Origin of the sequence: uncultured Ruegeria sp., from assembly GCF_947504215.1 — a bacterium.
In the GTDB taxonomy this organism is placed as follows: domain Bacteria; phylum Pseudomonadota; class Alphaproteobacteria; order Rhodobacterales; family Rhodobacteraceae; genus Ruegeria.
This window is the reverse complement of record NZ_CANNGO010000003.1, coordinates 24917-36220: the sequence shown is the minus strand read 5'-3', so window position 1 is coordinate 36220 and position 11304 is coordinate 24917. Positions and strand designations below refer to the sequence as shown.

Sequence of the window (11304 nt, the reverse complement as noted above, 5' to 3'; positions counted from 1 at the left end):
ATATCTGAGTGTCATGAAACAGATTGCTTTTGCCCTTGCTTTAACACTGGCTGCCCCGGCGGCCTGGGCCGCGGATAAGCTTCCGCTGTCGCAGATATCAACTTACCTGAACGGTTTGAAAACGGTTCATACAACATTCACTCAGGTCAATGATGACGGGTCGCTGAGCACAGGGAAGCTGTGGCTGGAGCGACCGGGCAAAATGCGGTTTGAATACGACCCGCCCAACAGTGCGGTTGTTGTGGCCCGGTCTGGCAGCGTCAAGATATTCGATCCTAAGTCGAACCAACCGCCCGAGCAGTATCCCCTGAAGCGCACCCCACTATCCTTGGTTTTGGCGCGGAACGTGAACCTTAGTCAGGCGAATATGGTCGTGGGCCATAGCTTCGATGGTACGGCCACAGTCGTGACAGCTCAGGATCCCAAAAACCCAGATTCCGGTCGTATTGAACTTATGTTCACAGGTGATCCGGTTGAGCTTCGCAAATGGGTGATCCATGATAACGCAGGCAGCCAGACCACGGTATTGCTTGGACGTCTGGCGGACGGCGGTCGCCTGGATCAGGATTTGTTTTCCAGCAAGGAAAGGCGCGGGTCAGACAATCGCTGACCCGCCAAGCCAGTCTTAGTATCTGCAACCGGCCAGTTGTGACTGATACAACTGTGCGCGTGAATCCACATCGCTGGCGACGTTCAGCAGCCAGGACTTATTGTTATAGCTTCCGCGCGCAAAACCAGTGTGACCTTCGTGATAGGCTAGATACTGATTGCGTGTGTCGGCGGGGTGAATGCCGTTGCGCTCGTATGATTTGTTCATGTACCAACCGATAAAGTCAGATGCATCGCGGATGCGATCCCGCTTGGCGCGGCGCTTTCCGGTTTCGCGCTGATATTCATCCCAAGTTCCATCCAGAGCCTGACTGAAGCCATAGGCGCTACTTTGCCGACCCATCGGGATCACGCCTAATACGTAACGATGCGGCGTGCGCGCGTCGTGGCGGTATCGGCTTTCCTGGTAGATTGTCGCCATCTGGACGTGAACAGGCACGCCCCATTTCCGTTCGGTGCTTTTGAACGCCTTGATGAAATCCGGACGTTCGCGCGCAATGCTGCATGCATCGTTCAGCTTGCTGGGCGGTCGTTGCGAACCACCCCCGCAGGATGCCAAAAGCAGCACCCCGAAGAGTACGATAAGAATTCTGCTCATGTGCCTCGTGCCTTTTTTCTTTATTCTAGCGCAGATTGTAGTCTGAGGGAATCACATTCGTCATGAAGCGATGGCCAAAACGGCCGATCCGTCAGGCGTGGACATGCAAGCACACGTCATTTCCTGCGTCGCAAATCGGGCGACAGCCAGCTAATCGACGACGAAACCTAACGTCACCGTAGTAAAACCTGTCCTTGCAGTTGAAAAAACGAACCCCATGTCCTTGCACACTGTCAGTCAGAGGTTCACAGACTGTTTCCCTGAATTGCAGATCAATGATTGGATTTTATACCCGGAACGGGGTAGTAACTGCTTTGGGGGCAGAATAATGCTGAAGACACAAGCCAAGTACCGCCTGGGTCAGGTGGTTCGCCACAAAAAACATCCCTTCCGAGGGGTGGTTTTTGACGTGGATCCTGAGTTTTCAAACACTGAGGAATGGTATGAGGCAATCCCGGAAGACAGCCGTCCGATCAAAGATCAGCCATTCTACCACCTGCTGGCCGAGAACGACCAATCCTTCTATGTAGCTTATGTTTCAGAACAAAATTTGATCGCTGACCAGTCGGGTGAGCCCGTTGAGCATCCCGATATTCCCAACATGTTCGGGCCTTTTGAAGACGGTGGATATCCGTTGCACTTCCACCTTAACTGAGTAAGTCTGACCCGCACGTCTCGATGCGGTTTCCGTCAATACCCGATGGCGCAGCCGTCTTTGCGCGGATCACTTGCTCCTTCGAGAACTCCATCCTCGTGGATTCGTATTGACTGTGCGCCACCCAATGGTGTTTCTGGTTCTTGAATATTGTGCCCCATTTCAGACAATTGTTTCGAGATTTTATCTGTATGACCGCGTTCCAGCTTTAGGACGGATCCGTCAGCAAAAGCGCGAGGGGCATCAATGCTCTCCTGCAGGCCAAGGCCGAAATCAGTAAGGTTGGACAGGAAACGCGCGTGACCGGTTGGTTGATAGGCTCCGCCCATAACTCCAAATGGCATCATCACCCGGCCGTTTTGGCGAAGCATCCCCGGGATAATCGTATGCATGGGACGTTTCCCGCCACCAAATTCATTGGGATGACCCGGCTGCAAGGTAAATCCAGCCCCTCGGTTCTGCAGAAGAATTCCGTATTTTTCGGATGCAATGCCTGAACCAAAACTGTGAAATATGGAATAGATCAACGACACGGCCATTCGGTCACGGTCTACGACAGTAATATAAACCGTGTCCTTATGGATCGTCTCGGTCAGCGGCGCCGGTGCTGACATCGCGCGTTTTGGATCGATTAGGGCGGCAAGCTGCTCTGCTATCTCACGGTTCAAGAACCGCTCCGACATATCGGTGTGATCCGGATCGGCGATGAGACGATTGCGTGCGTCATACGCAAGTTTCGTGGCCTCCGCCTCGACATGCACCCGCTCTGCCCCAAAAGGATCCATGTTTTGCAGATCGAAATGCTTGAGAATGTTCAGCAACAGAATGGCCGTGGCGCCTTGTCCGTTGGGCGGATGCTCGACAAGTTCGATGCCACCGTAGTCTCCGCTTATGGGGTCCGTGACCGTGCATCTGGTATTCATAAAATCCTCGTCGGTATGAACGCCGCCCATTGAAGCCAATGCTGCGATCATGTCTTGAGCGATTTCGCCCGAATAGAAGGCGTCGCGCCCATTGCGGGCGATCTGGCGTAGAACTTCTGCTTGACCCGGTGCTCGAAAAACCTGACCGGTTTCTGGTGCCTTTCCGTTGATCAAATAGCGTTCTCTGGCTGCGCCTTGCAGCGTCGCTGCACCGATCTGCCAATCAAAAGCCACTCTGGGTGCGACTGGAACGCCCCGTTCCGCATAGTGAATCGCCGGTTGCAAAAGGGCTTCCAGACCCAAGCGCCCCTCGGTCTGGGCAAGGTGACAAAACGCGTCCACGGCCCCGGGGATGGTAACGGCGTCAGGACTGTTCAATGGAACGGAGGCAAAACCCTTGTCCCGCAAGTGTTGCGCCAAAGCGCTCTTAGGCGCGCGGCCCGAACCGTTCAGGGCGCGTATTTCGTTTTCGCCCGCTCGATTGAACAGAACAAAGCAATCACCGCCCAATCCTGTCATTTGCGGTTCACAAACTCCAAGCAGAACGGCACCGGCAATCGCAGCATCCATCGCATTGCCGCCTTGGGCGAGAACATCGATCGCCACCTTTGCAGCCAGCGGGTGCGATGTGGCGCACATCCCTTCGGTTGCCAAAACCTCTGACCGACCTGGTTTGTGCAAATCACGCATGGCGCATCCCCTTCGCATTGACGTGGCGAAGGTATATCGCGGTCTCGTTTTGTCCAGCTATTTCAAGGGAGAAGTTCCTCGGCGCCGTTCACTGGGTGGGGGCTGTGATTCGTGACGCCGAGGGAAGCTATCTGAGCTACAGGATGAGTTATGAACGTTGTTTGGGGCGCTACAATGGTTCGAAAATGGCCTTATTGTGACTATCCTCGCTAAACTAACTGTGCCCCGTAAAATCAAACCGCAAGGATAGTCGATTGCATCCCCTGCGACGCTCGTAGCTGATATCACTCGTTAATTCATATATGAGGTACCACCCAAACCCGCCTTCCGGCAGATCCTGCGGCGTCGTATCGACCGAGGCTGGTATTCCGTCAGGGGGGTGCAATCCTGGCAGAGGGTTGCCCGTGTCCGAGATCAGAATATCCAGTCGATTCTGATCCAGTCGACAAGTGACCTGTACTTTCGCCGGCGCGATGCCAGCATAAGCATGTTCGACGACATTGTTGATGGCTTCAGCCAGTGCGATTTTCACATCATCCGCTTTCTGCACAGGTAAGCCTTGATTGGACAAACCGATGCTAAGCTGTTCAATCCCGGCACTGGCCTCAGCTTCCGTTGCGGGAAAGCTCAACTCCAGACAGGTCTCGTTAGAAATTGGATTCACGCCGGTCCACTCCTGCTAGAGGTTAGTCAGCAGTGGCTGACAATGCGTCGTCCAAGGTCGGGAACAGCCGAAAAACTGTGTCCATGCGCGTCAATCTGAACACCTTTTCGACGACAGGTTGAGGTCCCGCCAAATCCAGTTTTCGATTGCCTCCCAGCTGCTTCATCGATGCGACAATCGCGCCGAGGCCACTGGAATCGATAAATTCCACACCCGCAAGATCGAGAACAACTCGATCTGTACCCGAATCGGTTTCGCGGCGCATATCTTCTTTGAACTGTATGGCCATTGCGGCGTCGATCCGGTCGGAATGAACCGTGATAACTTGTGTTGCGCCAGTGATTGTGCTGGTCAGCCCCATGATCGACTGCCCTCCAAACTGAAATTGCGTCGTATAAATACGCTAGACGGCAATTCTTACCATTCGGTATTCAAGGGCCGACAACAGAAGGAATACCGGGATGAAAGAAGTCGTGATTGCAGGGGCCGCGCGTACACCGATGGGTGGGTTTCAGGGTGTCTTTGATAGTGTCACTGCGGCTGAGCTGGGCGGCAGTGCTGCGCTTGCTGCCCTGCAGCAGGCAGGTGTCCGGACAGTTGATGAGATGTTGATGGGGTGCGTCCTTCCGGCGGGGCAGGGTCAGGCGCCCGCTCGTCAAGCAGGATTTGCGGCAGGTCTGGGCGAAGAGGTCCCGGCCACCACGCTCAACAAAATGTGCGGGTCAGGGATGAAGGCGGCGATGATTGCCTTTGATCAGATCGCGCTGGGTCATGCGAACACGATGATCGCAGGCGGGATGGAGAGCATGACAAACGCGCCGTACCTGCTGCCGAAGATGCGTGGCGGGGCACGTATTGGCCATGGTCAGGTGGTTGACCACATGTTTCTCGACGGGTTGGAGGATGCCTACGACAAGGGTCGCCTGATGGGCACTTTTGCCGAGGACTGCGCAGAAGCCTATCAGTTCACGCGCGAAGCACAGGACGAGTACGCCCTGCAATCGCTGTCAAACGCGTTGACGGCACAGGACAGTGGTGCGTTCGAGGGTGAAATCACGCCCTTTGTCGTGCGAACTCGAAAAGGTGAACTAACGCAGGATGTTGATGAGCAGCCCAAATCCGCGCGGCCTGAGAAAATACCGACCCTTAAACCGGCCTTCCGGAAAGACGGAACCGTCACAGCTGCCAATTCCTCTTCCATCTCTGACGGGGCTGCGGCGCTCGTCCTCGCCTCTGCTGACGCAGCTGAGGCTCAGGGTCTGAACGTTCGCGCCCGGATCCTAGGCCATGCAAGCCATGCGCAGGCCCCGGGTCTGTTCACCACCGCTCCGGTTCCGGCGGCGCAAAAGCTGTTGGAGCGCATCGGTTGGGCGAAAGAGGATGTCGATCTGTGGGAAGTCAACGAGGCCTTTGCCGTGGTTCCCATGGCCTTCATGCATGAAGTGGGTCTGACACGCGACAAGGTCAACGTGAACGGTGGCGCCTGCGCATTGGGGCATCCTATCGGTGCGTCCGGTGCCCGGATCATGGTGACGCTTTTGAATGCGCTGGAAAAACGCAACCTCAAGCGGGGCGTCGCCGCGATTTGTATTGGTGGTGGGGAAGGTACAGCCATCGCCATTGAACGCGTTTGACCCTTTCCCTGTTTCGCAATAATTCGGGGGAATTGACCAAGCGGTTCGGGAACCGGGCGGCGTCCTGACCCCTCAGCGAAACGGGTACACACATGATGATCGACTATGGCGCGCTTGCCAAAACCATTGCTGCCCTGACCGAGGGTGAAACTGACGAAATCGCCCTGATGGCAACTGTTGCCTGTGAAGTGCACCATTCTGATGCACGGTTCGATTGGACCGGGTTTTATCGCGTCACCGCGCCTGGGTTGTTGAAAATTGGACCTTATCAGGGCGGCCATGGTTGCCTTGTGATCCCTTTTGATCGGGGTGTGTGCGGCGCTGCCGCGCGTACGGGTGAAGTGCAGCTTGTCGCCGACGTCGATGCCTTTCCCGGTCACATTGCCTGTGCATCCTCGACCCGATCCGAACTGGTTCTACCGGTCCGGAACGCGGCTGGCGAGGTTATCGCGGTGTTTGATATCGATAGTGACCAGCCGGATGCGTTTGATGAGAAAGACGCAGAGAAACTTGGTGAAATCCTAACCAGTGTATTCTCGCGATACTGACAACGCAGCTCAAGCAAGCGGATATCGATGTGCCCGAAGTTCCTATCAGAGCATTCATTGTCTCATTGGTCGCCATTCGTGAAGGTCGTGACAATGTCGAAGTCTTGCTGTTGAAGCGCACCCAGTCGCTTGAAGGAGAATGGTGCCAGATCGCCGGTTCGATTGAAGAAAACGAAACCGCTTGGCAGGCTGCGCTGCGTGAACTGCGGGAAGAAACGGGTTTAGAAGCGGTTTCGCTGTACTCTGCTGACATTTGCGAACAGTTTTACGAGCCACATCGCGATGCCATAACGATGTCCCCAGTATTTGTTGCTTACATCGACAACGAAGCTGACGTGGAACTGAACTTTGAGCACAGTGACTATGTTTGGGTCAGCTTTGACGTTGCTGTTGAAATGGTTGCCTTCGGCGGTCAAAGGCGGGTTCTTCGTTGGATACGGGATGAGTTTGTTCTGAGAAAGCCAAGTCATCATTTGCGGATAGAATTTGGGTAACCGCCTTTCAAAGGGGTAGTTTCTACGTGTCAATCCAGCCCGAAAAGGTTTCCTGAAATCACCAGGTAAACAGCCGCCGACTGCGCCAGAACGATCCCTAGCAACCACATCGTGAATCCGCGCTTGCGTGTCTTGTGCTGGAATATCCAGCGACCGAGGAAGGCTGCGGGGCTGCCACCAAGCGCAGCCAGCCAGAGCAATTTACGCTCAGGAACCCTGCGCCTGCGTCGTTTTGCGCGTGCCTTGTCCCAACCAAAAGTTAGCAAGGTCAGGACGTTGATCATCCAAAGGTACATTACCGAAATCCACATGCCAGACGATTAGACATCTGGGTGACACGCTGCAAATGAAAAAATACTTTGAAATTTCACAGTTTTGCTTCATCGTGAAAAACGGAAAGAAAATTTCACAAGATTCGGAGCATTTAGTGAACAGCCAGGCCTTACCCAGCGCCACACTCGGAGCGGATTTACGCGCCCTGCGCAAGGCGCGTGGGTTGACCCTGATCGAAATTGCCGCACGATTGGATCGGTCTGTCGGTTGGCTCAGCCAGGTTGAGCGTGATATGTCTGAACCTTCGATCTCAGACCTGAGGTTGATCGCAGAATGTCTGGGTGTGCCAATGTCGATGCTGTTTGCACATTCGGCCGCGCCAGCAGATGAGCAAGGATACATCGTCCGGGCAGGTTCACGTCGGCCAATGGGGTCAAATGAGGAAGGTTTGATCGAAGAATTGCTCTCACCCGATCTGACCGATGACTTTGAGATGGTGTATTCCACATTTGAGCCGAACTCGCGCATGCAGACCCCTGCAAATCGGCCCACGCAAGAAGTGGGATACATGATCTCGGGCAATCTGGATCTGAAAATTGGGGATCGCAAATTCACGGTTGGGCCCGGTGACAGCTTTCGGATCCGACACGAACCCTACCAATGGTCGAACCCATTCTTCTCTCCTGCTGTGGCCATCTGGGTCATCGCTCCGCCGGTGTACTGATGAGCTTTGATGCCTGGACCATATTCGCGCTGTTCTGGCTGGTGTTCGTCACCACACCGGGGCCGAATGCGGTCAACTGTATATCAAACGGAATGAGCTTGCCGCTTTCCAAAGCGATGCTGGGTGTACTGGCGATCCTGACACAGGCCAGTGCATTCTTGATCCTTTCGGCGCTGGGCGTGACAGCCCTTATCGCTGCCTCACCAACTGGATTCTTCATTGCAAAACTTGTCGGAGCCGGATTTCTTATCTGGCTCGGTCTTCGAGGCTGGATGAATGCAACAAAACCTGCGCCTGCTTCGGAACGCCCTGCGCGGCAGGTCTATCTGCACGCATTGGCGGTAGCGACGATCAACCCCAAAAGCGTTGCCGGATATCTGGCGGCCTTTTCCCAGTTCGTGCAGCCAGACGTGCCGATCTGGGAGCAGATGGTGATGATCATGCCGACCGCGCTGGTGATCACAATGTTCAGCTACACAGGGTTCACCGTATTGGGCGCCGTGATGGGAAAAGCGGCTTTAGGAGCGGTTTTCAATACTTGGGTTCGTCGGGTGATGGCGGGCTGCTTCATCATCTACGGTGTGTTGCTGGGAACCAGCACCGCGCCTATTGCGAAGGGATAGTCACATGCATTCAGGCTCATGCCTATGCGGTTCGGTTGCGTTTGTGATCGATGGTGCGCTTTCTGCACCATCCGCGTGTCATTGCAGCCAGTGCCGCAACCAATCAGGCCATGTCTGGGCCTCGACCAGTACCCATGAGGACAATCTCAGCTTTTCGTCGGATGAAACGCTGAGTTGGTTCCGTGCCTCGGACATTGCGCGCCGTGGATTCTGCAGGGCCTGCGGATCGTTCCTGTTCTGGCAGCACAATGACGAAGACACGATTTCAATTGCTATGGGCGCGTTGGATGAGCCCACCGACCTGAAGCTCGCCCGGCATATCTTTGTGGCCGACAAGGGCGATTACTACGACATCAAAGACGACCTGCCTCAAGAGGCACAGTGATAGGGAACTAAACGCATGAGTGATTTTCCGACGAAAGCCCGCGTGGTCATCATCGGTGGTGGTGTAGTGGGGACGTCCTCGCTCTACCATCTGGCAAAAAAAGGCTGGACCGATTGTGTTCTACTGGAAAAGAACGAACTGACTGCTGGCTCGACATGGCACGCTGCAGGCAATGTACCGACCTTCTCGAATTCATGGGCGATCATGAATATGCAGCGCTACTCGACCGAGCTGTATTCGCGCCTTGCCGATGAGGTCGACTACCCAATGAACTACCACGTTTCGGGGTCGATCCGATTGGCGCACAGCAAGGAGCGGATGCAGGAATTCGAACATGCCATGTCGATGGGTCGGTACCAGGGTATCCCGATGGAGATGTGGACCCCGGAAGAAGCGAAGGAACGGTATCCATTTCTTGAAACGCATGACCTTGAAGGCGTCCTATATGACCCAACCGATGGTGATATCGATCCTGCGCAGCTGACCCAAGCTCTGGCTAAGGGTGCGCGTGATCTTGGGCAAAAGATCCTGCGCTTCACACCCGCAACTGGCGTGACGCAGCGTGGTGATGGAACCTGGACCGTCCATACGGATAAGGGCGACATCGACTGCGATTATGTTGTGAACGCCGCCGGTTACTATGCTCAGCGTGTGGGTGAATGGTTCAAAGCCTTTGGTGGTCGCACCGTTCCGGCCATGGTGATGAGCCACCAGTATCTTTTGACCGACGAAGTGCCTGAAGTCGAAACATGGTCAAAAGAGAACGGCGGCAAGAAACTACCGCTACTGCGTGACGTAGATATCTCTTACTACCTGCGGCAGGAAAAGAACGGCTTCAATCTTGGCCCCTATGAACCCAACTGTAAGGGCCATTGGATGACCGAGGATGACCCGATGCCCGAAGATTTCTCGTTCCAACTGTGGAATGACGATCTGGATCGGATCGAGGATATCATGACGGACGCGATGGAGCGTGTGCCGCTGATGGCAACCTCGGGTGTTGGCCGCGTGATCAATGGACCGATCCCCTATGCGCCAGATGGTCTGCCACTGATCGGCCCAATGCCGGGCGTCAAGAATGCGTTCGAGGCACACACCTTTACCTTCGGGATTGCGCAGGGCGGTGGTGCTGGCAAAGTGCTGGCCGAATGGATCGTCGATGGCAGCACCGAATGGGATATGTGGGCCGTCGATCCGCGCCGATATACCGACTACACCGATCAGGACTATTGCAATCGGAAAGGCATGGAAGTTTACGGCAATGAATACGCCATGCATTTCCCCCACCATGAATGGCCTGCCGCCCGCGACAAAAAGCTGTCGCCGATACATGTCAAGGTCAAAGACCAAGGCGGTGTCATGGGCGCCTATAATGGCTGGGAACGCGCCAATTGGTTCGCGCAACCCGGCGATGACACCTCGCTTGAGGCGACCCATACCTGGGGTCGTTCTGGTCCGTGGGAGCAGCGGATCAAACAGGAATGCGAGGCTGTGCGCGACCATTGCGGTGTATTGGATCTGCCAGGCTTTTCGCGATTCAAAATTCAAGGACCTGGGGCGGATGAGTGGCTTCGTGGCATGGTCACAGGGGCGCTACCCAAGATTGGCCGCGTTGGGCTGGTGTATTTCTCGGATGAACGCGGTCGGATCGTGACTGAAATGTCTGTCACGCGGGAGGCAGAGGACCTCTTTATATTGGTCACGGCGGCGACGGCGCAGTGGCACGACCGCGAGTGGCTGGAGCGCCACATACCCGCCGACGCTGCCTTTGCGCTTGACGATTGGACAACCCGAATGAGCACGCTCATCGTCACGGGACCCGCATCTCGGGACGTTCTGAGCAAAGTATGTGATGCAGATCTGTCGTTGCCTTGGCTCAGTTTTCAGGAAAGCGAAATCAAGGGCGGTTGGGTCGCCTTGTTGCGCGTGTCCTACGCTGGCGAGCTGGGCTGGGAGGTTCATGCCGAAAATGCGGATATGCCTGCGATCTATGATGCGATTTTGGACGTCGGTGCCAAACCCTTTGGCATGTATGCTCTGAACAGCCTGCGTATCGAAAAAGGCTACCGCACCTGGAAGGGCGACTTGTCAACCGACTACACATTGCTGGAAGGTGGGCTGGAGCGGTTCGTCAAGCTGAACAAGCCACAGGACTTCCCGGGCAAGGCCGCGATCCTGAACGAAAAGCAGCAAGGCGTGAAAAAGGCATTTGTCACGATGACCGTTGATGCAGGCGATAGCGATGCGCCTTACATGTCCTGCATTTGGCAAAACGGAGAGATCGTCGGCGAGACGACTTCGGGCGCTTGGGGGTACCGCGTTGGCAAATCGATCGCGCTGGGCATGATCAAGGCTGATCTGGCAAATCCGGGCACCGAGCTTGAGATCGAAATCTACGGTCAGAAATGCCGCGCCGTGGTAGAGCAGGATCAACCGCTTTGGGATCCCGAGAATGAGCGGTTGCGCGCTTAAACTCTCAAGGAG

General features: G+C 55.2%; 14 protein-coding genes. 9 read left to right on the top strand and 5 right to left on the bottom strand.

The window, feature by feature from the left end; all coding sequences use genetic code 11:
• Positions 1–13 precede the first annotated feature (13 nt).
• Positions 14–610 carry an outer membrane lipoprotein carrier protein LolA gene (locus tag Q1B21_RS07275; protein ID WP_299887680.1) on the top strand — a complete coding sequence of 199 codons (597 nt, stop codon included), beginning with the start codon at positions 14–16 and terminating at the stop codon, positions 608–610.
• A gap of 15 nt (positions 611–625) precedes the next feature.
• Here the strand turns inward: Q1B21_RS07275 and Q1B21_RS07270 are convergent, their stop codons facing one another.
• On the bottom strand, positions 626–1207 hold the full coding sequence (locus tag Q1B21_RS07270) for a lytic transglycosylase (RefSeq protein WP_298937327.1): 582 nt from the start codon (positions 1205–1207) through the stop codon (positions 626–628).
• Between the two features lie 328 nt (positions 1208–1535).
• Between Q1B21_RS07270 and hspQ the strand changes: the two genes are divergently transcribed.
• A complete protein-coding gene (hspQ, locus tag Q1B21_RS07265; protein ID WP_298937326.1) occupies positions 1536–1862 on the top strand; it encodes a heat shock protein HspQ in 327 nt (108 codons plus the stop codon).
• Positions 1863–1897: 35 nt separating this feature from the next.
• On the opposite strand, the gene ggt is transcribed toward hspQ, so the two are convergent.
• The 3 genes from ggt to Q1B21_RS07250 form a co-directional block, all read right to left on the bottom strand.
• The gene (gene ggt / locus Q1B21_RS07260) at positions 1898–3475 is read right to left on the bottom strand and encodes a gamma-glutamyltransferase (protein ID WP_299887676.1); all 1578 of its coding nucleotides are present in this window, start codon (positions 3473–3475) and stop codon (positions 1898–1900) included.
• 214 nt (positions 3476–3689) lie between these two features.
• Positions 3690–4139, bottom strand: coding sequence for an ATP-binding protein (locus Q1B21_RS07255; protein ID WP_299887674.1), 450 nt, complete (start codon positions 4137–4139; stop codon positions 3690–3692).
• 22 nt (positions 4140–4161) lie between these two features.
• The gene (locus Q1B21_RS07250; RefSeq protein ID WP_299887671.1) at positions 4162–4500 is read right to left on the bottom strand and encodes an STAS domain-containing protein; all 339 of its coding nucleotides are present in this window, start codon (positions 4498–4500) and stop codon (positions 4162–4164) included.
• A gap of 100 nt (positions 4501–4600) precedes the next feature.
• Here Q1B21_RS07250 and Q1B21_RS07245 point away from each other — a divergent pair, with 100 nt between their 5' ends.
• From Q1B21_RS07245 to Q1B21_RS07235, 3 genes are all read left to right on the top strand, one after another.
• The gene (locus tag Q1B21_RS07245) at positions 4601–5773 is read left to right on the top strand and encodes an acetyl-CoA C-acyltransferase (protein WP_299887668.1); all 1173 of its coding nucleotides are present in this window, start codon (positions 4601–4603) and stop codon (positions 5771–5773) included.
• A gap of 92 nt (positions 5774–5865) precedes the next feature.
• Positions 5866–6321: a GAF domain-containing protein gene (locus tag Q1B21_RS07240; protein WP_299082097.1), complete on the top strand. Its 456-nt coding sequence runs from the start codon at positions 5866–5868 to the stop codon at positions 6319–6321.
• Between the two features lie 29 nt (positions 6322–6350).
• On the top strand, positions 6351–6815 hold the full coding sequence (locus tag Q1B21_RS07235; RefSeq protein WP_299887665.1) for an NUDIX domain-containing protein: 465 nt from the start codon (positions 6351–6353) through the stop codon (positions 6813–6815).
• Positions 6816–6844: 29 nt separating this feature from the next.
• Here the strand turns inward: Q1B21_RS07235 and Q1B21_RS07230 are convergent, their stop codons facing one another.
• Entirely contained in the window at positions 6845–7111 is a 267-nt protein-coding gene (locus tag Q1B21_RS07230) for a DUF1294 domain-containing protein (protein WP_299887662.1), read from the bottom strand.
• 131 nt (positions 7112–7242) lie between these two features.
• On the opposite strand from Q1B21_RS07230, the gene Q1B21_RS07225 reads away from it, so the two are divergent.
• Genes Q1B21_RS07225 through Q1B21_RS07210 form a run of 4 tightly spaced genes read left to right on the top strand, consistent with a single transcriptional unit; the run spans position 7243 to position 11292 of the window.
• The gene (locus Q1B21_RS07225; protein WP_299082101.1) at positions 7243–7812 is read left to right on the top strand and encodes a helix-turn-helix domain-containing protein; all 570 of its coding nucleotides are present in this window, start codon (positions 7243–7245) and stop codon (positions 7810–7812) included.
• Positions 7812–8435 (top strand): LysE family transporter, encoded by a 624-nt coding sequence (locus tag Q1B21_RS07220; protein WP_299887659.1) that lies wholly within the window; start codon positions 7812–7814, stop codon positions 8433–8435. The genes Q1B21_RS07225 and Q1B21_RS07220 overlap by 1 nt, the downstream gene beginning before the upstream one ends.
• A 4-nt stretch (positions 8436–8439) precedes the next feature.
• The gene (locus tag Q1B21_RS07215) at positions 8440–8820 is read left to right on the top strand and encodes a GFA family protein (protein ID WP_299887656.1); all 381 of its coding nucleotides are present in this window, start codon (positions 8440–8442) and stop codon (positions 8818–8820) included.
• A gap of 15 nt (positions 8821–8835) precedes the next feature.
• Positions 8836–11292: an FAD-dependent oxidoreductase gene (locus Q1B21_RS07210; RefSeq protein ID WP_299887654.1), complete on the top strand. Its 2457-nt coding sequence runs from the start codon at positions 8836–8838 to the stop codon at positions 11290–11292.
• The last annotated feature ends 12 nt before the right edge of the window (positions 11293–11304 follow it).